Below are 19,570 nucleotides of genomic sequence, written 5' to 3'. Positions count from 1 at the left end.
CATGTCTGTCTGGATCAGGAATGCCGGCGGTTAGTTCTGTGCCAGCAGTTCACTCACGTAGCGTGCCACGGCTCGCACCGTCGCGATGTTTCCGGGGTAGTCCATCCGGGTCGGGCCGAGCACGCCCAACCCACCCACGATCGTGCTGTGCGGTCCGTAACCGGTGCTGACCACCGCCGCGGACCGCAGGTTGTCGACCTGGGTCTCGTCGCCGATCATCACTCGTGTGGTGGTCGGCTCGACCTCCCCGATCAGCTTGAGCAGGATCAGATCCTCCTCCAGCGCCTCGAGGATGGGCCGCAGCGAACCGTGGAAGTCCAGGATGCCACCCCGGGTCAGGTTCGCGGTGCCCGCCAGGACAACCCGCTCCTCGCGCCGCTCGACCAGCGTCTCCAGCAGCACGGAGGAGAGCACCGCCATGGTCGCCCGCTGCTCCGGCCGGATCTCGTCGATCAGCGCCTCGACCAGCATCGGCGTGTCGACCAGGCGCATGCCGCAGAGCTTCTCGTTGATCCGGCTGCGCAGGTCGAGCACCAGGTCGGCGGAGGTCGGCGCAGGCAGGTCCACCAGGCGTTGCTCCACCCGGCCGGTGTCGGCGATCATGACGAGCATCAGCCGGGTGGTGGAGACCTGGACCAACTCCAGGTGACGCACCGACGACCGGGCGAGGCTCGGGTATTGCACGACCGCGACCTGGCGGGTCAGCTGAGCCAGAAGCCGGACAGTGCGATGCACCACATCATCGAGATCGACCGCGCCGGCGAGGAACCGCTCGATCGCCCGGCGCTCGGCCGGGCTGAGCGGCTTCACCCGGGAGAGCCGGTCCACGAAGAGACGGTAGCCGCGGTCCGTGGGGACGCGGCCGGCGCTCGTGTGCGGCTGCCGGATGTAACCCTCCTCCTCGAGCACCGCCATGTCGTTGCGCACGGTCGCCGGGGAGACGCCGAGGTTGTGCCGCTCGACCAGGGATTTGCTGCCGACCGGCTCCTGCGTCGCGACGTAGTCCTCGACTATCGCGCGCAGAACGGCGAGCTTGCGATCGTCCAATGGCATCGCCAACCTACCTTCCCGCCGGTCAGAGATCCTCTCGCCGAGACTGCTGTACTTCTGGCACCACCTGCTGCACTGCTGGTAACACCGGCATACTGCTGGCACTCGACTGTAGCGAGTGCCAGTCTACGACGCACGTCGGCGAGAAGCGATGATCACTTTGCCCCACATATGCGATATTTCTTATATATCAGGTATTCGGATAGGCGCGCCGGAGGTCGGGGCTGGCCTGGTTTGATCGCTCCCTCTACCGTGGCGGGCATGACCGAACCGCCTCGTCCGCCTGGTGAGGGCAACCCGGGTTACAACGACCCGACCGCCCCCATACCGCCGTCATACAGCACGCCGCCGACGCCGGACGGCTCGTACCCGCCGCCGGGCAGCGGCGCGGGGGCTTACCCGCCGCCCACCAGCGGCGCGGGGGCTTACCCGCCGCCCACCAGCGGTGCCGGTGCATACCCGCCGCCGAGCAGCGGCGCAGGCGGCTATCCGCCGCCGAGCAGCGGCGCGGGCGCCTACCCACCGCCGCCCACGAGCGATGCGGGAGCTTACCCGCCGCCCACCAGCGGCGCCGGTGCGTACCCGCCGCCCGCCAGCGACGCGGGCGCCTACCCGCCGCCCGGCGGCCACGGCACCCCACCCGGCGGCTACGGCACCCCGCCCGGTGGCTACGGCACCCCGCCCGGTGGCTACGGCCCGCCTCCCGGTGGCGGTTACGGCCAGGGACCGCAGTTCGGCGCGCCCGGTCACCCCGGCAGCAAGGCGGACTACGCCAACGACGACAAGACGTGGGTGATCCTCTCCCACATCGGTGGCGTCCTCTTCGGCTTCCTCGCCCCGCTGATCGTGCTCCTGGTCAAGGGCAACGAGTCGCAGATCGTCCGGGCGCACGCGGTCGAGGCGCTGAACTTCCAGATCACCGTGGGCCTCGCCGCGCTGGTCGCCGTGGTGCTCACGGCCTGCTCGTTCGGCTTCCTGTTCTTCCTGCCCCTCATCGTCTGGCTGGCCGCGCTGATCTTCGGCATCATGGCGACCATCAAGGTCAACGACGGTGAGTGGTACTCGTACCCGATGACCTGGCGTGTCGTGAAGTAGACAGACCGCTCGGACCCCGCGTGCCGTCCACAGCCGGCCGCGGGGTCGACTCAGGTGAGCAGGTCGCGGACCACGCCGTCGGCGAGCAGGCGGCCGGGAAGCGTCAGCACGATCCGGCCGGCGTCGTAGGCGGCCGGCTCCAGCAGGCCGCGGCTCAGCGCGTCCTTCGCCCCGGCGCGCCCGGCCTCGTCCAGCGTGGCGAGCGGCAGGCCCTCGGCGAGGCGGACGCGCAGCATCACGTCCTCCATGTGCCGGTCGGCCTCGGTGAGCAGCTCCCGGGCGAGCGCGGGCGTCTCGCCGGCGGCCAGGCGCTTCGCGTACGCCGAGGGGTGCTTGACGTTCCACCAGCGAACGCCGCCGACGTGGCTGTGCGCGCCGGGTCCGAGCCCCCACCAGTCGCCGCCGGTCCAGTAGAGCAGGTTGTGCCGGCAGCGGGCCTCGGGCGTGGCGGCCCAGTTGCTCACCTCGTACCAGCTCAGGCCCGCGGCGGTCAGCGCCCGGTCCGCGGCCAGGTAGCGGTCCGCGGCCACGTCGTCGTCCGGGTAGGGCAGCTCGCCGCGGCGCATGCGGGCGGCCAGCCGGGTGCCGTCCTCGACGATCAGCGCGTACGCGCTCACGTGGTCGACGCCGGCCGCGACCACCGCGTCCAGGGAGCGGGCGAAGTCGTCCGCGGTCTCCCCCGGCGTACCGTAGATCAGATCGAGGTTGACGTGCTCGAACCCCGCCTCGCGGGCCTCGATGGCGGCGGCCGGCGCGCGGCCCGCGGAGTGCTGGCGCTCCAGGATCCGGAGCACGCCCGGCGCGGTGGACTGCATGCCGAGCGAGATGCGGGTGAAGCCGCCCCGCCGCAAGGTTCTCAGGTACGACAGATCGACTGATTCCGGGTTCGCCTCCGTGGTCACCTCCGCGCCCGGCGCGAGCCCCCAGGTGTCGTCGATCGCCTCCAGGATGCGCACGAGGTCATCCGCCGCCAGCAGCGTCGGCGTCCCACCCCCGACGAACACCGTGTCCACTTTTTCCGGTTTTTTCGTCATGACGCGGGAGGCGAGGCGCAGCTCGGCGAGCACGGTCTCCGCGTACTCGTCGCGGCTCGCACCGCCGCCGAGCTCGGTCGCGGTGTACGTGTTGAAGTCGCAGTACCCGCACCGGCTCGCACAGAACGGCACGTGCACGTAGACGCCGAAGCCGCGCCGGCCGGAGGCCTCGAGCGCGGCCGGGGGCAACGCGCCGTCGCGGGGTACGGCCTCGCCGTCGGGAAGTTCGCCTGGCACTCTCGATCTCCTGCATCCGGTTCGTCGGGACGTGCCGGAGCACCCCGTTCCACTAGTGTGCCCGCATGACGTCCGCGCTCCTGCGGGTGGAGGCCGGCGACGGGGTGGCGACCCTCACGCTGGACAGCCCGCACAACCGCAACGCCCTGTCCACGTCGCTGATCCACGAGCTGTCCGAGGCGCTGTCCGCGGCCGTGGCCGACCCGGCCGTCCGAGTCATCGTGCTGTCCCACACCGGCCCGGTCTTCTGTGCCGGTGCCGACCTGAAGGAGACCCAGGCCGCGTTCGACGGCGAGGGCACGCTCCCGGTGGTGCCGCTGGCCGACCTGCTCGCCGCGCTCTGGGAGGCACCGAAGCCGATCGTGGCCCGGGTCGGCGGCCCGGCCCGCGCGGGCGGCATCGGCCTGATCGCGGCCGCGGACATCGTGGTCTGCGCGGAGGACGCGACGTTCGCGTTCAGCGAGGTCCGGCTGGGTGTGATCCCCGCGGTGATCTCCGTGCCGGTGCGCCGCCGGATCACCGCGCGCGCCGCCGCCGAGCTCTTCCTGACCGGCGACGTGTTCGGCGCGGCCCGCGCGGCGGAGATCGGCCTCGTCACCCGGGCCACCTCGGATCTGGACGAAACAGTGCGAAACTACTGCGCCTCACTGGTCAAGGGCGCGCCGGCCGCGCTCGCCGGCGCGCGGGCCCTGCTGCAGGACGTTACCGTGCGTGACGAGCTGGCACGGATGGCGGACGCCTCGGACCGCTACTTCCGGTCCGCGGAGGGCCAGGAGGGCATTCGGGCGTTTCGCGAAAAACGCGCACCCGACTGGATCCCGGAGCCGCCCCAGTAAGCTTGCCGTACTCGACGTGGGGGTGACGATTGCGGATACGGGGAGTTGCGGCCGTCTGCACGGTTCTGGCTCTGGTCGCGATGCTCGGCGCGCTGGCCGCCCGGCACGACTGGGGCGACAGCCTCCCGAAGGTTCCGCTCGTTCTCGCCCGCGCGTGCGCCGTCACCGCGGACGGCCAGGTGAATCTGGACGCCCACCAGATGGCCAACGCAGCCACCATCGCCGCGGTCGGCATCCGGCAGAAGATGCCGGAGTACGCCGTGGTCGTGGCGCTCGCCACCGCGTTCCAGGAGTCCAAGCTGGAGAACCTCACCGGCGGTGACCGCGACTCGGTCGGCCTGTTCCAGCAGCGGCCCAGCCAGGGCTGGGGCACGCCGGAGGAGATCCTCGACCCGCGGTACGCGTCCGCGAAGTTCTACGGCGCGCTCAAGAAGGTCAGGGGCTGGGAGGACATGCGCGTCACGGACGCGGCCCAGCGGGTGCAGCGCAGCGCGTTCCCGGAGGCGTACGAGAAGTGGGCCGAGGAGTCCGAGGTGCTCACCAAGGCGCTGCTCGGCAAGGCCACCGGCGCGGTCTCCTGCACGATCAGCGGCGAGCCGGAGGTGCGCGGCGCCGCGGCCGCGTCCGGGCTCGCCGACGGCATGAACGCGGACTGGGGCACGCTCCGGTCCGCCACCGCCGAGCCGGACGGCCTCACCGTCGACGTCTCCGACGACCGGGACGGCTGGCGGTACGCGCACTGGCTGGTGTCGCATGCCACGGATCACGGCGTCGAGCGCGTGCTCTTCGGCGGCCTGGAGTGGGAGGCGGAGGACGGCGACTGGTCACCGATCGCCGGCGTCCCGGCCGCGGGTACCGGTCAGGTCGTGGCCAAGGTGTTCAATTGACGTTCATCACCTACGCATTGTGGGATATGAACGTGCTTTGTGGCATCAGCGCGCTGTGTGACATGAACATGCCGTGTGACATGTAACCTGCTGTGTGAAGATGGCGCGAAAGGCCCGGCCGCACGAGGCGGCCGGGCTGAGGGATCCGCGAGGATCAGTAGCGGCTGACGCTGCGGCGACCGGCGAAACCGGTGACCAGCGCCACACCGACGGCGGCCAGAACGACCTGGGTGGCCAGCTCGCGCCAGTCCCAGCCGCTGGTGTCCGCGAAGCCGAGGGCCCGGGCGACAACCGTGCCGAGCAGCGCGGCCGCGACACCGATGACCAGGGTCAGCCACAGCGGGATGTTCTGCCGGCCCGGCACGACCAGGCGGCCGAGCGCGCCGATGATGAGGCCGACGATGAGAGCGGTGATGATGCCGGTGATGGTCATTTCGTGCGCCTCCTGCGATCCGGGGTCTATCTCTCGATGCCACGTTGTCGTGTGTGATCGATGAATTCCCGGGCTGCGCGAAAACCAAACCGCCTAACGCACTAACAATTTTTGAGCGTCCTCGAGAGCGCGGTCCATCGTGCCGAACGCCATGGCCGGTGGCGCCGCGATCGGGAGCCAGGTCATCGCCGCGGCCTCCTCCAGGTCCAGGGTGATCGAGGCGCCGGACGGGAGCGAGGCGAGATAGATGCAGTCGAGCACCGGTAGCGTCTCGTCCTGGTAGTCGTACGTCCCCAGGTACATGCCGACCAGCTCGCCCAGCACGACGTCCACGCCGAGTTCCTCGCGCGCCTCGCGGACCGCGGCGTCGGCCGGGTGCTCCACGCCGTCGCAGAAGCCGCCGGGCAACTCCCACAGCCCGGCCCGCGGCTCGCGGGCCCGCAGCAGCGCGAGGAAGCGATCGTCCCGGACGATGATCAGGCCGGACGTGGGCCGCGCGTTCACGTACACGTGGTAGCCGCAGGCGGCGCAGACGGACGGCGGTGCGGACGGCAGGGCCGCACCGCACCGCGAACAGTGCACCGTGGTCACTTCTTCGGGGCCTTGCCGCCCGCCTCGCCGCCGTCGGAGGTGTTCAGCGCCGCGATGAAGGCCTCCTGGGGGACCTCGACCCGGCCCACCATCTTCATCCGCTTCTTGCCTTCCTTCTGCTTCTCCAGCAGCTTCCGCTTACGGGAGATGTCACCGCCGTAGCACTTCGCGAGCACGTCCTTGCGGATCGCGCGGATCGTCTCGCGGGCGATGATCCGGGAGCCGATCGCGGCCTGGATCGGCACCTCGAACTGCTGCCGCGGGATGAGCTTCTGCAGCTTGGACGCGATCGTGACGCCGTAGTTGTACGCCTTGTCCTTGTGCACGATCGCGCTGAACGCGTCGACCGGGTCGCCGTGCAGGAGGATGTCCACCTTCACCAGGTCGGACTCCTGCTCGCCGGACGGCTCGTAGTCCAGCGACGCGTACCCCTTGGTGCGGCTCTTCAGCTGGTCGAAGAAGTCGTAGATGATCTCGGCGAGCGGCAGCGTGTAGCGCAGCTCGACCCGCTCGCTGGAGAGGTAGTCCATGCCCTTGAGCTGGCCACGACGCCCCTGGCAGAGCTCCATCACCGCGCCCACGTAGTCGTTCGGCGCGAGGATCGTGGCGCGGACGGTCGGCTCGAAGATCGAGGCGATCTTGCCGGTCGGGAACTCGCTCGGGTTCGTGACCGTGACCTCCTCGCCGCCCTCGATCTGCACGCGGTAGACCACGTTCGGCGCGGTGGAGATCAGGTCGAGGCCGAACTCGCGCTCCAGCCGCTCCTGGATGATCTCCAGGTGCAGCAGGCCGAGGAAGCCGCAGCGGAAGCCGAAGCCGAGCGCCGCGGACGACTCCGGCTCGTAGACCAGCGCCGCGTCGTTCAGCTTCAGCTTGTCCAGCGCCTCGCGCAGCGCCGGGTAGTCCGAGCCGTCGATCGGGTAGAGACCGGAGTAGACCATCGGCCGCGGGTCCTTGTAGCCGCCGAGCGCCTCTTTCGCCGGGCGCGCGTTGATCGTGACGGTGTCGCCGACCCGGGACTGCCGCACGTCCTTCACGCCGGTGATCAGGTAGCCGACCTCGCCGACGCCGAGCGCCGGGCCCTTCAGCATCTCCGGCGAGATGACACCGATCTCCAGCAGCTCGTGCACGGCGCCGGTGGACATCATCTTGATCCGGTCGCGCGCCTCGATCTTGCCGTCGATCACTCGGATGTAGGTGACCACGCCGCGGTAGATGTCGTACACCGAGTCGAAGATCATCGCGCGGGCCGGCGCCTCCGCCTCGCCCTTCGGCGCCGGCAGCTGCCGGACCACCTCGTCGAGCAGGTGCGCCACGCCCATGCCGGTCTTGCCGGACACCCGCAGGCAGTCCTCCGGCTCGCAGCCGATCAGGTGGGCGAGCTCCTCCGCGTACTTCTCCGGCTGCGCCGCCGGCAGGTCGATCTTGTTCAGCACCGGGATGATCTGGAGGTCGTTCTCCATCGCCAGGTACAGGTTCGCCAGCGTCTGCGCCTCGATGCCCTGCGCGGCGTCGACCAGCAGCACCGCGCCCTCGCAGGCGGCCAGGCTGCGCGACACCTCGTAGGTGAAGTCCACGTGCCCCGGCGTGTCGATCATGTTGAGCACCGCGGACTCGCCGGTGCGCTCACCCTCCCGCACGGTCCACGGCATCCGTACCGCCTGGGACTTGATCGTGATGCCGCGCTCGCGCTCGATGTCCATCCGGTCGAGGTACTGCGCCCGCATCTGCCGCGCGTCCACCACCTCGGTGAGCTGCAGCATCCGGTCCGCCAGCGTCGACTTGCCGTGGTCGATGTGAGCGATGATGCAGAAGTTCCGGATGGCGCCGGGATCGGTCGCGCCGGGGTCACGCATGGGTGGCACGTTCGTCCGTTCTTGTCGTCGAGGTCGCACTGGCTGGCACTGGCGTCGCACTGAGTCGCACTCATGGTCCCATGCCGCGACGCGGCAGTTCAAAACCATGAGCATCCGAGGGTACGCCGGGGACTCCCCCGCCTCGATCGCTTCGCGCGCCGCCGTAGCCCGGTGCGCCGTCACCCACCACGGAGGAGCAGGATGGTCCGATGGGTGTGATCTCGCTGCCGGAGGTCCCGTACGGCGCCACCGCGACCCGGCCGGACTGGGCGGATCTGCCCGAGGGCCTGCGCACCGCGATCGCGGCCCGGCTCGGGTCGCCGGTGGTCCGGTCGACCACCGCCGGAGGCGGGTTCACCAAGGGCTTCGCCGGGGTGCTGGACACCGCGTCCGGAAAGCGGTTCTTCGTGAAGGCGGCGTCGCTGGCACACGAGCGGCACCTGGCGGACTGGCAGTACCGGGAGGTGGCGATCACCGGCGCGCTGCCCGAGGCGGTCCCGGCCGCGCGGCCGCTGTGGTCGCTGGCCGCGGCCGGCTACTACGCGACCTGTCTGGAGGCGGTGGACGGGTCGGTGCCGGGCCTGCCCTGGGCGCCGGCCGAGCTGGACGCCGCGCTGGACGCGTGGGCCGCGGCCGCGGCCGCGCTCGCGTCCCCACCGGCCGAGTTGGCCGGGATGGACCTGCCGCCGCTGCCCGGCCTGCTGCGGCACGACCTGTCCTGGTGGACCGAGATCGTCGCCGGCCGCGAGTCGTCCCCCACGCTCCCCCGGTTCGCCGCCGGGCGGCACGACGAGTTGGCCGAGCTGGAACGGCTGGCCCCGGAGTTCGCCGGTGGCGACGGCGTGATCCACGGCGACCTGCGGCTGGACAACGTCATGATCGACGGCGCCGGGCGGGCCTGGATCTGCGACTGGACCTGGTGCTGCCGCGGCGCGCCGTTCTTCGACACCGCCACGCTGCTGGTCACCGCGCACGCCAGCGGCCTGGACGCGGACCGGCTCTTCAGCGCGCACCCGACCGGCCGCGACGTGCCCGCCGAGGCACTGGACGCGACGCTGGCCGCGCTCTCCGGCTACTGGTTGACCAGGGCCGAGTCCGGGCCGGGCAGCGCCTCACCGTATATTCGGGGGCACCAGCGGTGGAGCGGCGAGATGGCGCTGCACTGGCTGGCCACCCGCCGAGGGTGGCTCGCCCGCTGAACGGCAGCCGTTTTGGTTGCTGTCCGTAGGGCTGGTACTCTGGTCTTTCGCGTGCAGCGGCACTCAGTGTTGTTCTCGGATGGCTCTGTCCTTGGATGGCTCAGTTGTCTTGGATGGCTCTGTCCGAGTTGCCTGAGGCCTGCGCTCGCACCAGCTTGAACACCTTTTGTCGTCAGTAATCGCAATTCGTAAGGACGTGGCTGTCGCGTGGCGAACATCAAGTCCCAGATCAAGCGCAACCGGCAGAACGAGAAGCGCCGGCTGCGGAACAAGTCGGTCAAGTCGTCGCTGAAGACGGCCATCCGCAAGTTCCACACCGCTGCCGAGTCCGGCGACTCCACCGCCGCGACCACGCTCCTGCGGGACGCCAGCAAGCAGCTCGACCAGGCTGTGAGCAAGGGCGTCATCCACAAGAACCAGGCTGCGAACCGCAAGTCGGCCATCGCGAAGCGTCTCCAGACGCTCTCCGCCGCCGCCTGATTCACGCACCTCGCGTACGGGTATCGCGCCGGCCTCCACCCGAGGCTCGCGCGATACCCGTAGCTGCGTTGGTGCCCTAGCCGCATCGTCACCATCCTCATGATCACGACGTCGTTGGACCTCGCCTCCGCCGCGACCCCCGCCGCCGACATCATGGCGGCCGCCTTCGGCCTCACCCCCGCCGAACAGCTCCAGCGCCGCGACATCTTCGCCGAGCACGCCCGCCACCCCGGCCTGATCGCCCGTGGCGCGTTCGACGGCTCCCGCCTGGTCGGCTTCTGCTACGGCTTCCCGGCCGGCGATCGCAGCTGGTGGGAACGCCAGGTCCACCCCCGCCTCGCCGCCGTCGGCGCCGCCTCCTGGCTGTCCCCGGACACCCTCGAACTCACCGAGCTGCACGTCCACCCGGACCACCAGGGCCACGGCCTCGGACGCACCCTGATAACCGAGGTCTGCGACGCCAGTCCCGCCATCCGCGTCCTGCTCAGCGTCCGCGTGGAGAGCACCGGCGCGCGGCACCTCTACGCCACCCTCGGCTTCACCGAACTCACCACGCCATTCCTCTTCGGCGGCGTACCACCCCACTACCTCCTGATGGGCACCCACCAGCCCCTACGCCGCTGAACCCCACCCTCAACCCGGCACCACACACTCGCCACGACAGCGGCGAATCCACCCAGCACTCCCCACGGCCCTTCGCCCGGCGCCCCGTCCCACGCGCATTCAGCCGCGGGACGCTTCAGTCCACGCCGCACTCAGTCCACGCCGCACTCAACCCACGCCGCGTCCAGTCCACGCCGCACTCAGCCCACGCCGGGTCCAGCCCACGCCGCGTCCAGTTCACGGTGTGTCGGTTCGCGGTGTGTCAGTTCGCGCCACACTTGGCCCGCGGCGCTTCGATCCGCGCACGGCTCAGCCCGCAGGGCACCTCGGCCCGCACTGGCTGAGCAGTCAGATCGGCGTCGTTCCGAAACGGCCGGCCGAATCCGGGTCTCCTCCCCCGCCGGCGAGGGCCGCCAACCGGCATCCCCGCCACACGGGCGGCCGTCGTCGCCCGGTCACTCGTAGCGGCGATTGGCGGATTGGCGGGCCCGCTGCTGCGGCGTATCCGCGTGACGTCCCTGTTCCGACCGCCGGTCGATCCTCAGGTCGCCGTTGTTCCCGCCGATCGCGCCGGCCGATCGCCGACCGTGTCCCGCGGTCGGCGGAGGCTGCCGCTCGGCACCGCCCGGCATGCGGCGGTCGTCGGCGAGCTCCCCCGGCCGCGGCGCGAACTGATCGGGAAAGCGGTGCGTGCCCCGCTCCGCGGAGAGGCCTGCGGACGGCGCACCGCCGATCCCCGGCGTGCCGCCACGGGACTGGGCCGGCCCACCGAACGGCAACCGATAGGACTCGTTCGACCGCCGGCCGCTCGGAACCCCGGCGCGACGCCCCAGATTCGCAGGACCAGCGCCCTCGGCCCGCCGAGGCGCACCTCCATGCCGATACAGCTCGCCCTGCCTCTGCGACTCACCCTGCCGACCCGGCTCGCCCTGCCAGCCCGGCTCGCCCTGCCAGCCCGGCTCGCCCTGCCAGCCCGGCTCGTTCAGTCGGCTCGGCTCATTCAGTCGAGCAGGCTCGTTCCCGCGAGCAGGCTCGTTCCCTCGAGCAGGCTCATTCCCTCGAGCAGGCTCATTCCCTCGAGCAGGCTCATTCCCGCGAGCAGGCTCGTTCTGCCGCATCGGGTGTGCTTGCCAGGCGGTGCGAGGCTGCCTGCCGGGGCCGGCCGGCTCGGCGTCCGGCGACGAATCGACGGATCGCGCTTGCCTGCCGGCGTCGGCATCCGCCGCCCACCGGCGGCTCGCCTCAGGTTCGGCCGACGGGGTAACGGTCTCGGCCGCATCGGGTCCGGGAGCCGCACCGAGGATCGCGTCGTGAGCGTGCCTGGTTCCGTAGACGGTTCCCTGCCGGACGGGTCCGGGCGAGCGCGCCGGTTGCTCGGTCGCCGGCCACGCGTCGGCCTTCTGACCGGCGAACCGTGGTCCGGCACCGCCGCGAGCGCCCGCGGCCCATGTCGCCCGGCTGCCCGAGATCGCCTCGGTCCGCACGGCGGCGTCACGGATGCCGTCCAGACCGTGAGCGGCCGCGGCACCCCGGACATCGGCCGCGCCGCGCGCGACGGCGACGCCGTAGACCTCGTTCTCGTCGCGCTCTCCGGCCACGCCGGACACCGCCGGGCCGGCTTCCGTGGAGACGCCGGACGCGTGGCCGTCGACTCCCGCGACAACGGGGGCCGCCAGGCTGGACACATCCGTCGATACATGGCCAAACGGAGTTTGAGCCGGGATCGCCGCGGCCGGCCGACGGGCCTGAGTCGCCGCAGCAGTGAGCGGCTGACCAGCCGCGGCCGCCGCGACGGCGGACGACTGACCGGCCGCGGTCGCCGCGACGGCGGACCGCTGGAGAGTTTGGGTTGCCGCGGCGGCGCGGCGGCGTTCGGCCAGGGTGCGGCGGACGGTGGCGCCGGCGGAGGTGGGGGCCGGCTCCGGGGTGGCGGAGCGTGCGCCGGCGGCGGCGAAGACGTCGTTCAGTTTGACCATGATGGCGACCGAGGCCGGCAGGACCAGGATGCCCCACCAGGTGACCAGCTCGGCCAGGGCGAGCAGGGTGCCGAGACCGAGCGCGCCCTCGAAGTAGACGAAGCAGAGCAGGCCGCCGGGGGTGAGATGCCGGAGGCGGAGGATCCGGGCGTAGAGCGGGCGAGCCGTCATCGGCCGCCCCCGCGTCGTGCGGTCGCCACCGCCACCACGGCGCGTTCGAGCGCGTAGCCGCGGTCCTCGGCACCGCCCTTGACGGCCGCGTTGCAGTCCGCGGCCGCGTGCATGGCGTCGACCAGGCCCTCCGGACTCCAGCCGCGGGACTGCTTCTGTGCGCGCTCGATTTTCCAGGGCGGCATGCCGAGGCTGCTGGCCAGCTGGTACGCGCTGCCTCGGCCCGCGCCGGCGACGCGCGCGACGGTGCGCACGCCGTCCGCCAGCGCGTCGGCTATCGGCACCGGGTCCACGCCGACGTGCAGCGCCCAGCGCAACGCCTCCAGCGCGCCGGGCACGTCGCCGACGATCGCGGCGTCCGCGACCGTGAAGCCGCTGACCTCGGCGCGGCCCTTGTAGTAGCGGGCGACCGTGCTCGCGGTGATCCGGCCGTCGGTGTCGGCCATCAGCTGGGAGCAGGCGGCGGCGAGCTCGCGCAGGTCGCTGCCGACCGCGTCGAGCAGGACGGTGGCCGCCTCCTCGTTGCACGAGCCGCCGAGCCGGCGGATCTCCTCGCGGACGAACGCGATGCGCTCCCGGGTGCCCTTCATCTTGGGCACGGCCACCACCGTGGCGCCGGCCGACTTGAGCCCGTCCGCGAGCGCCTTGCCCTTGGCGCCGCCGAGGTGGCCGACGATCAGGTTGACCTCGGGGTCGGGATCCTTCGCGTACGCCAGCAGCGTGGTGATCATGTCTTTTCGCGCGTCCTGCCCGGAGCGCAGCACGAGCACGCGACGCCCGCCGAACAGTGACGGACTGAGCATTTCCGCGACCTCGCCCGGCACCAGCGCACCGCCCTCGTACTCCCGGACGTCGGCCCCGGGGTCCACGGCGCGCGCGGCCTGGACGGCCGCCGCGATCGCGCGGGCCGACAGCAGCTCCTCGTCACCCAGGACGAGCGTCAACGCAGGGGGGTTCGCGGCAGTCACGCCGGACATCGTCGCACGCGTGCCACGGGTGACGCCCTCGGTCACACGAACGGGGTCCACCCCGCTCACGGCGCACCCCTGGCCACGACCGCGAGCCCGGCACCGGTGCGCACCACGGCGAGATCGCCCTGCTCGTCGGTGCGCAGGACGCGCGCGCCGTCGCGCGTGAGCCGGGCCAGCAACGGCAGGTTGGGATGCCCGTAGTCGTTGTCCGCGCCGACCGAGACGAGCACCACGGCCGGGTCGGCCGCGGCGAGGAACTCCAGGCTCTGGAAGGACGAGCCATGGTGTGCAAGTTTGAGCACGTCCACCCGCGCTGCCCCCACCGCTCGGAGCAGCGCGTCCTGCTCCTCGTTCTCCGCGTCGCCCATCAGCAGGATCCGCACGCCGGCCACGGTCGCGCGCAGCACCAGCGAGTTGTTGTTCGGGTCGGACCGGGTGCCGCGCAGCTCCTCCGGCGGCCCGATCACCTCGGCCGTCAGGTCGCGGGCGGACCAGTGCCATCCGGCGGTCACGGCGATGACCGGCGTGCCGTGCCGGGCCGCCTCCGCATGCGCCACGTCGTGCCCGGCCGCCGGCTCCGGCCAGGCCGTGGTGATGACCGCGTCGACGCGCCGGCCGCGGAACACGCCGGCGACGCCGCCGATGTGGTCCTGGTGGAAGTGGCTGACCACGAACAGCGCCACGCGGTGGATGCCGAGGTCGCGCAGGCACCGGTCGACCGGCGCGGGCTCCGGACCGGCGTCGACGACCACGGCCTGCCCGTCGCCGAGCGGGAGCACGGTCGCGTCGCCCTGACCGACCGCGCACCCGGCCACCACCCAGCCCGCGGGTGGCCAGCCGGACGCGACCAGCCGCACCGGCAGCGCGCCGAGGACCACGGCCGCGGTGACGGCGGCGACGAGCCGGCGCACCGGCGGGCGGCGGAACGCGAGCAGCAGTGCGACCGTGAGCGCGGCCAGCAGCAGCCCGCCGCCGACGCCGGCGGGCCACGGCACGGTGCCGGACGGCACCCGGGCGCCGATCCGCGCGACCAGCACCAGCCAGCGGGCCGGCCAGCCGCCGGCCCAGGCGGTCAGCTCGGCCGCGTCCGGCCAGAGCGGGGAGACGACCGCGGTGAGCACGCCGAGCACGGTGGCCGGGGCGACCGCGGGCGCGGCCAGCAGGTTGGCCGGGACCGCGACCAGGCTGACCGAGCCGGACAGCCCGGCGATCACCGGCCCACAGGCGACCTGCGCCGCGGCCGGCACGGCCAGCGCCTCGGCCAGCCCGGCCGGCACGCCCGCCCGGCGCAGCCCGTCCCGCCACCGGCCGGCGAAGAGCAGCAGCCCGCCGGTGGCCAGCACGGAGAGCGCGAACCCGGCGTCGCCGGCCAGTTCCGGGTCCGCGACCACCAGCACGACGACCGTGGTGGCGAGCGCTGGGACCGCGCTCCGCGGCCGGGAGGTGGCCAGCGCGATCAGCGCGATCGCGCCCATCACACCGGCCCGGACCACGCTCGGCGACGGCCGGGCCAGGATCACGAAGCCGGCCAGCGCGCACGCGGCCAGCGCGACGGAGAGCCCCGGACCGGCCCGGACCCGGCGGAGCGCGAACAGCACACACCCGATGACGATCGCGATGTTCGCGCCGCTGACCGCGCACAGGTGGGTCATGCCGGTGGTCCGGAAGTCCTCCTCCACGGCCGGGTCGAGCCGGCTGGTGTCGCCGACGACCAGGCCCGGCAGCAGCCCGCCGGGCTCGGCCGGCAGGACCGCGCAGGCGCGCTGCAGCCCGGTGCGGAGCGTGCCGGCCGCGCGCTGCGCCCAGGACGCGATGCCGCGCAGCTCCGGGTCGGTGTCGACCGCGAGCACGGCCGCGGTGAGGTCGCCGCCACGGGCCGGCATCAGCCGCCCCGTGGCCTCGACGCGCTGACCGGGCAGCAGGCCGCGCCAGCGGTCACCGGTGCCGAGCACCAGCACGCGCGCGTCGGCGCGGTAACCGGAGGCCGCGTCCTCCGGCGCGAACCAGGTGAGCCGGGCCGGGACCAGCCAGGTCGGCGCCCGCCCGGCCGCCGCCGAGATGGGCCGGGGGTCGTCGCGAACGGTCAGCCGGGCCGTCACCGCCGCCCGCTCCCGGGTCAGCCCGGCGAGCGGCTCCGCCTCCCGGAGCGCGACCCGCGCCGCGGTCACGCCCGCGCCACAGGCGACCCCGAGCAGCGACCCGGCGACGATCCACCGGACACCCCCGAACCAGCCCGCAGCGCCGAACCAGCCCGCACCGCCCAACCCACGAGCGCCATCGAACCAAGGAGCGCCACCGAACCAACCCGCACCACCGAACCAACCGGTGCCGATGGCTGTGCCGGCACAGCCGGGCCGGGGCGCGCGGCCAGGCCGGAGGGCGTCGCCGCGCCGAGCGGCATCGCGTCGTCGCCCGGCGACGCACACCGGTGCCGTGAGCAGCACCGCCGCGCAAGCGATCAACAGTGACAGCCGCACGCTCAGATTCAGCGCGGCCAGCCCGGCCAGCCATGTCCCGGCCGCCATGCCGCCCAGCCGCAGGTCGAGCGCGCCGTCGTGGGCCGTCATATCGTGACCAGGTCCTTCAGCTGCTCATAGCGGCTGTCCCCGATGCCCTCGACCTCACGCAGATCGCTCACCGCCCGGAAGCCGCCGAGCTCGGCCCGGTGGTCGAGGATCCGCTGCGCCAGCACCGGGCCCACGCCCGGCAACCCGTCCAGGTCCGCCAGCGTCGCCGTGTTCAGGTTGACCGGCGCGCCGGGCGCACCCGCCGCGCCCTGGGCGGGCGGGGCCATGCCCGGAGCACCCGGCGGCGCGCTGACCCCGACCAGGATCAGCTCACCGTCCGTGACCTTCCGGGCCGGATTGAGCAGCGCGGTATCGACGCCGGGCAACGCGCCGCCCGCGGCGTCGAGCGCGTCCGCCACCCGGGCGCCGGCCGGCAACCGCACCATCCCCGGCGACCGCACCTTGCCCGCGACCGCCACCACGACCTCGCCGGACGGGGACGCCGACGGGGGCGCCTCGTGCGGGGAGACGGCCACGGGCAGCGCGACGACCCCCTCCGCCCGCGGGCGCGCACGCCAGGCGATCACGGCCGCGCCCAGCGCCACGACCAGCACCACCACCGCGATGGCCCGCACGCCGCGGGCGCCCGGATCCCACCGGCCGAGCCGCCCGCCCGGCCCGAACGGATCGCTGCGCCGCTCTGCCTGTTCCTCGTCGTCCACGCGGGCACCGTACGGCCGGGAAAGGCTCTTGAAATTGGCTTTTATCGATGCTGTGGACGGCGAGACCGCCTGTGGACGACCCCCGGGCAGTGGACTCTTGCTGCTACCATCCCGGCCCGGCCGGTGATCACGAGACGTGACCGCCGAGGACATGACGAGACCGAGGTGAACCCAGGTGTTCTTCTGGCGCCGCGCTACCGGCAACACGCCGCTGACCAGGGAGGACCTGGCCAAACGGGTGGTCAAGCGACTCCGCCGGCACGGCATCCGGGACGCTCGCTTCGACGCGGGCGACTTCGCCGTCCAGTACGACGGCGCCGTCCTCTACCTGGAGAACCTCTGGACCGAGGTCGGCCCCGCCTCCCGCTCAGAGCGCCGGGCCAGGATAAACGCGTTCGTGGACACGCTGATCCGCATGCCCGCGACGCCGGACGACTGGGCCCGCGCCCGGCAGATGCTGCGCCCGGTGCTGCGCGGGGCCGCGCCGATGGCGGTGGACCGCGGTGCACCGGTCGCCCGCCCCGCGCTGCCGTTCCTGGCCGAGATGCTGGTGATCGACCTGCCCGCGTCGATGGCCTACGTGACCGCGGAGCACCTGCGCACCTGGGGCGTCACCGAGGACGAGGCCTTCCGCGCCGCCCGGTCGAACCTGCGGGCCGGGCCGGTCGCCCCGCCGGCGCCGGGTGAGAGCCCGCCGACGATCCTGCACTTCGTGGACGAGGGCGACTCGTACTGCGCGTCGTTCCCGCTGGTAGACGGCTGGCTGGCCGGTCTCGGCACGCGCCTTTCCGGCGGGCGGCCGGTCGCGTTCCTGCCGGACCGGACGACCGTAGTGGTCACCACGGACGACCCGGACACGCTGCTGGCCACGTTCCCGCTGGTGGAGGCCGAGTTCCTGGAGTCGGCGCGGTCGACGTCCCCGATGGCGTACGTGAGCGACCACCTGGGCCGCACCGTCCCCTACGAGGCACCGCCCGGCCACCCGCTGCACCACGCGGTCCGGCGCGCGGAACGGCTGCTGGCGCTGCGCGAGTACGACCGGCAGCACCACGCGGCCGCGAGCCTGCCCGGCACGCCGCTGCCGCTGCGGATGGCGCAGCGCCCGGACGGCTCGACGTTCACCTACGCGCTCTGGTCCGGCGAGTCCTCCGCGCTGATGCCGGTCGCGGACCTGGTGGCGATCTCCGACGGCGAGGGCGGCACGTTCTTCGTCCCGTGGGCCGAGCTGGCGCTGCGCGACCTGTTCACGCCGCTTCCCGGCATCGCGCCGCCGCGCCACCTGGCCCCGGACTTCCCGGACGAGGCCACGCGCGCGGAACTGAAGGGCTGCGAGATACAGCCCTAGTTGTGGTTCGGCGGCACGTCCGGGATCAGGACCTCGCCGTACGAGGGGTTGTTCGAGGCCGCGAGCGCGAGCATCGCGTGCACGTGCGCGGCCGCGATGTGATTCGCGTTCGCCTGGAGGTGTCCCGGGTTGCCCTCGTCGCCGGGCTTCGCCTGGGTCACCCACGCGGTCCGGTCGGCCTCGTAGCCCGCGCGGCCCAGCAGTTTCTCCGCCACGCGGTAGTGTTCGTCGCCCGTCATGGGAACCATGCTCACGTCCCGCGGTTGCAGATGCCGCCGATTCCCGCAAATCACCGCCGGTGGATCACCGCGCAGATCGCGCCCGGCCCGAGGTGCGCGCCGACCACCGCGCCGATCTCGGTCAGGTGCCGCGCGCGCAGCCGGGCCCCGAGCCGATCGGCGACGCGGGACAGCAACTCGGCGGCGCGCTCCGGCGCGGCCAGATGGTGCACGGCCAGGTCCGCGTCGCCGTCACCGGCCGCCTCCACGGTCAGGTCCGCCAGCCGGGCGAGCGCGCGCCCGGCCGTGCGCACCTTGTCCCGCACGATGATCGCACCGTCCGCGATGCGCAGGATCGGTTTGACCGACAGCGCGGTCCCGACCAGCGCGGACGCGGCGCCGATCCGCCCGCCGCGACGCAGGAAGTCCAGCGTGTCCACGTAGAACAGCGAGGTGGTCCGCTCGACCGCGGTCTGCGCGGCCTTGGCCGCCTCGTCCAGGTCGGCGCAGGCGGCGGCCGCGAGCGCGGCGAAGCCGGTGGCCATCCCGGCGGATCGGGAGTCGATCACCCGGACCGCGTCGCCGAACTGCGCCGCGGCCAGCTGGGCGGCCTCGACCGTGCCGGAGAGCCGGGCGGAGAGGTGCACGGAGACGATGCCGGTGGCGCCGCCGTCGAACAGCCGCCGGTAGGCCTCGACGAAGCGCTCCGGCGCCGGCCGCGACGTGGTGATCGGCACCCGGCGGTCACGCAGCATGCGGGACAACTCGCCGGAGCTCAGCCCCGGCACCTCAGGAAGCTCACGGTCGCCGACCACGACGTGCAGCGGGACGACCGTGAGCCCGCCCGTGTCCGGCAGGTACGCCGTGGAGTCCGTGACGACCGCGACTGACATGCCGGGCACGGTAACGCATCCTGGGCGGATCAGCCCGCCTGCACGGACTTCACCTGCAGCGGCGTGCCCTGCTGGCAGGTGCTCATGATGTTCTCGCCGAGCGTGCCGGTGACGGTCACCCGCGCGCCGACCTTGGCCACGCTCTCGTCGCCGCCGAGCAGCAGGTAGGAGGTGCGGCCGTCGGAGAGGATGCGGCAGCCCGGCTCGACACCGGCCGTGACCTGCCCGGTCACCGTGATCTCCAGCGGCTTGTCCGGCTTACCGGACATCTCCGGCAACGGGATGCCGGGATCCAGCGACGGCACCACCGACGGCACCACACCGTCGAGTGACGGCGTCACCGTAACGGATGACGGCGCGCCCGGAGCGGCCGGAGACTCCGACGAGGGCGACGCGCAGGCGGTCAGCGCGAGAGCGGCGACCGCCATGGGAACGAGGAGGAACCGGCGCATGGTCATGATGGCTA

At 72.7% G+C, this 19,570-nt stretch carries 18 protein-coding genes and 1 pseudogene; 7 read left to right on the top strand and 12 right to left on the bottom strand.

The features are described 5' to 3' along the window. Positions 1-30: 30 nt before the first annotated feature. Positions 31-1,053 (bottom strand): heat-inducible transcriptional repressor HrcA, encoded by a 1,023-nt coding sequence (hrcA, locus tag J2S43_RS00320; RefSeq protein WP_306826419.1) that lies wholly within the window; start codon positions 1,051-1,053, stop codon positions 31-33. 258 nt (positions 1,054-1,311) lie between these two features. Here hrcA and J2S43_RS00315 point away from each other — a divergent pair, with 258 nt between their 5' ends. Beyond that, positions 1,312-2,145: a DUF4870 domain-containing protein gene (locus J2S43_RS00315; protein ID WP_306826418.1), complete on the top strand. Its 834-nt coding sequence runs from the start codon at positions 1,312-1,314 to the stop codon at positions 2,143-2,145. Positions 2,146-2,195: 50 nt separating this feature from the next. Here the strand turns inward: J2S43_RS00315 and hemW are convergent, their stop codons facing one another. Continuing rightward, positions 2,196-3,416, bottom strand: a complete 1,221-nt coding sequence (hemW, locus tag J2S43_RS00310) for a radical SAM family heme chaperone HemW (protein ID WP_306826416.1) — start codon at positions 3,414-3,416, stop codon at positions 2,196-2,198. A 65-nt stretch (positions 3,417-3,481) separates the two neighbouring features. Here hemW and J2S43_RS00305 point away from each other — a divergent pair, with 65 nt between their 5' ends. Next, positions 3,482-4,252, top strand: a complete 771-nt coding sequence (locus tag J2S43_RS00305; protein ID WP_306826415.1) for an enoyl-CoA hydratase-related protein — start codon at positions 3,482-3,484, stop codon at positions 4,250-4,252. 80 nt (positions 4,253-4,332) lie between these two features. Beyond that, positions 4,333-5,139: a hypothetical protein gene (locus tag J2S43_RS00300; protein ID WP_306839112.1), complete on the top strand. Its 807-nt coding sequence runs from the start codon at positions 4,333-4,335 to the stop codon at positions 5,137-5,139. A gap of 154 nt (positions 5,140-5,293) precedes the next feature. Here the strand turns inward: J2S43_RS00300 and J2S43_RS00295 are convergent, their stop codons facing one another. The 3 genes from J2S43_RS00295 to lepA all read right to left on the bottom strand — a co-directional run bounded on the left by J2S43_RS00295 (position 5,294) and on the right by lepA (position 8,019). Beyond that, positions 5,294-5,572, bottom strand: a complete 279-nt coding sequence (locus J2S43_RS00295; protein ID WP_306826414.1) for a GlsB/YeaQ/YmgE family stress response membrane protein — start codon at positions 5,570-5,572, stop codon at positions 5,294-5,296. A gap of 93 nt (positions 5,573-5,665) precedes the next feature. After that, a complete protein-coding gene (locus J2S43_RS00290) occupies positions 5,666-6,154 on the bottom strand; it encodes an NUDIX domain-containing protein (protein WP_306826413.1) in 489 nt (162 codons plus the stop codon). A gap of 5 nt (positions 6,155-6,159) precedes the next feature. Further along, on the bottom strand, positions 6,160-8,019 hold the full coding sequence (lepA, locus tag J2S43_RS00285; RefSeq protein WP_306826412.1) for a translation elongation factor 4: 1,860 nt from the start codon (positions 8,017-8,019) through the stop codon (positions 6,160-6,162). 209 nt (positions 8,020-8,228) lie between these two features. On the opposite strand from lepA, the gene J2S43_RS00280 reads away from it, so the two are divergent. The 3 genes from J2S43_RS00280 (at position 8,229) to J2S43_RS00270 (ending at position 10,322) form a co-directional block, all read left to right on the top strand. Then, a complete protein-coding gene (locus J2S43_RS00280) occupies positions 8,229-9,218 on the top strand; it encodes a phosphotransferase (RefSeq protein WP_306826411.1) in 990 nt (329 codons plus the stop codon). 207 nt (positions 9,219-9,425) lie between these two features. After that, the gene (gene rpsT, locus J2S43_RS00275; protein ID WP_306826410.1) at positions 9,426-9,698 is read left to right on the top strand and encodes a 30S ribosomal protein S20; all 273 of its coding nucleotides are present in this window, start codon (positions 9,426-9,428) and stop codon (positions 9,696-9,698) included. Between the two features lie 99 nt (positions 9,699-9,797). Further along, positions 9,798-10,322 (top strand): GNAT family N-acetyltransferase, encoded by a 525-nt coding sequence (locus tag J2S43_RS00270; RefSeq protein ID WP_306826409.1) that lies wholly within the window; start codon positions 9,798-9,800, stop codon positions 10,320-10,322. Positions 10,323-12,222: 1,900 nt separating this feature from the next. Here J2S43_RS00270 and J2S43_RS00265 read toward each other — a convergent pair. The 4 genes and pseudogenes from J2S43_RS00265 to J2S43_RS00250 all read right to left on the bottom strand — a co-directional run. Further along, positions 12,223-12,448, bottom strand: a pseudogene (locus tag J2S43_RS00265) (hypothetical protein); the annotation flags it as partial. Then, entirely contained in the window at positions 12,445-13,425 is a 981-nt protein-coding gene (gene holA / locus J2S43_RS00260; protein WP_306839109.1) for a DNA polymerase III subunit delta, read from the bottom strand. The pseudogene J2S43_RS00265 and the gene holA, both read right to left, overlap by 4 nt. Positions 13,426-13,481: 56 nt before the next feature. Beyond that, positions 13,482-15,986: a ComEC/Rec2 family competence protein gene (locus J2S43_RS00255; RefSeq protein ID WP_306826408.1), complete on the bottom strand. Its 2,505-nt coding sequence runs from the start codon at positions 15,984-15,986 to the stop codon at positions 13,482-13,484. After that, positions 15,983-16,801 (bottom strand): ComEA family DNA-binding protein, encoded by an 819-nt coding sequence (locus J2S43_RS00250; protein ID WP_370881572.1) that lies wholly within the window; start codon positions 16,799-16,801, stop codon positions 15,983-15,985. The genes J2S43_RS00255 and J2S43_RS00250 overlap by 4 nt, the downstream gene beginning before the upstream one ends. 22 nt (positions 16,802-16,823) lie before the next feature. Here J2S43_RS00250 and J2S43_RS00245 point away from each other — a divergent pair, with 22 nt between their 5' ends. Next, a complete protein-coding gene (locus J2S43_RS00245) occupies positions 16,824-17,993 on the top strand; it encodes a DUF1444 domain-containing protein (protein ID WP_306826406.1) in 1,170 nt (389 codons plus the stop codon). Here J2S43_RS00245 and J2S43_RS00240 read toward each other — a convergent pair. From J2S43_RS00240 to J2S43_RS00230, 3 genes are read right to left on the bottom strand one after another with little or no spacing between them, the layout of a single operon-like run. Continuing rightward, positions 17,990-18,232: a hypothetical protein gene (locus J2S43_RS00240; protein WP_306826405.1), complete on the bottom strand. Its 243-nt coding sequence runs from the start codon at positions 18,230-18,232 to the stop codon at positions 17,990-17,992. The genes J2S43_RS00245 and J2S43_RS00240 overlap by 4 nt on opposite strands. Positions 18,233-18,282: 50 nt before the next feature. Further along, entirely contained in the window at positions 18,283-19,104 is an 822-nt protein-coding gene (locus tag J2S43_RS00235; RefSeq protein WP_306826404.1) for a DegV family protein, read from the bottom strand. A gap of 29 nt (positions 19,105-19,133) precedes the next feature. Further along, positions 19,134-19,562, bottom strand: coding sequence for a hypothetical protein (locus J2S43_RS00230; RefSeq protein ID WP_306826403.1), 429 nt, complete (start codon positions 19,560-19,562; stop codon positions 19,134-19,136). Positions 19,563-19,570: the final 8 nt, after the last annotated feature.

The sequence above is a fragment of the Catenuloplanes nepalensis genome, from assembly GCF_030811575.1.
Classification (GTDB): Bacteria; Actinomycetota; Actinomycetes; order Mycobacteriales; family Micromonosporaceae; genus Catenuloplanes; species Catenuloplanes nepalensis.
The sequence above is the reverse complement of the archived record's forward strand: the minus strand, read 5'-3'. Positions and strand labels throughout refer to the sequence as shown.

Coding starts and splice junctions, on each gene's coding strand:
- J2S43_RS00305 (WP_306826415.1), top strand. CDS start 3,482: ATGACGTCCGCGCTCCTGCGGGTGGAGGCCGGCGACGGGGTGGCGACC.
- J2S43_RS00270 (WP_306826409.1), top strand. CDS start 9,798: ATGATCACGACGTCGTTGGACCTCGCCTCCGCCGCGACCCCCGCCGCC.
- lepA (WP_306826412.1), bottom strand. CDS start 8,019: ATGCGTGACCCCGGCGCGACCGATCCCGGCGCCATCCGGAACTTCTGC.
- J2S43_RS00235 (WP_306826404.1), bottom strand. CDS start 19,104: ATGTCAGTCGCGGTCGTCACGGACTCCACGGCGTACCTGCCGGACACG.
- J2S43_RS00255 (WP_306826408.1), bottom strand. CDS start 15,986: ATGACGGCCCACGACGGCGCGCTCGACCTGCGGCTGGGCGGCATGGCG.
- hrcA (WP_306826419.1), bottom strand. CDS start 1,053: ATGCCATTGGACGATCGCAAGCTCGCCGTTCTGCGCGCGATAGTCGAG.
- J2S43_RS00295 (WP_306826414.1), bottom strand. CDS start 5,572: ATGACCATCACCGGCATCATCACCGCTCTCATCGTCGGCCTCATCATC.
- J2S43_RS00315 (WP_306826418.1), top strand. CDS start 1,312: ATGACCGAACCGCCTCGTCCGCCTGGTGAGGGCAACCCGGGTTACAAC.
- J2S43_RS00280 (WP_306826411.1), top strand. CDS start 8,229: ATGGGTGTGATCTCGCTGCCGGAGGTCCCGTACGGCGCCACCGCGACC.
- J2S43_RS00240 (WP_306826405.1), bottom strand. CDS start 18,232: ATGACGGGCGACGAACACTACCGCGTGGCGGAGAAACTGCTGGGCCGC.
- J2S43_RS00230 (WP_306826403.1), bottom strand. CDS start 19,562: ATGACCATGCGCCGGTTCCTCCTCGTTCCCATGGCGGTCGCCGCTCTC.
- J2S43_RS00300 (WP_306839112.1), top strand. CDS start 4,333: ATGCTCGGCGCGCTGGCCGCCCGGCACGACTGGGGCGACAGCCTCCCG.
- holA (WP_306839109.1), bottom strand. CDS start 13,425: ATGTCCGGCGTGACTGCCGCGAACCCCCCTGCGTTGACGCTCGTCCTG.
- J2S43_RS00250 (WP_370881572.1), bottom strand. CDS start 16,801: ATGTCCTCGGCGGTCACGTCTCGTGATCACCGGCCGGGCCGGGATGGT.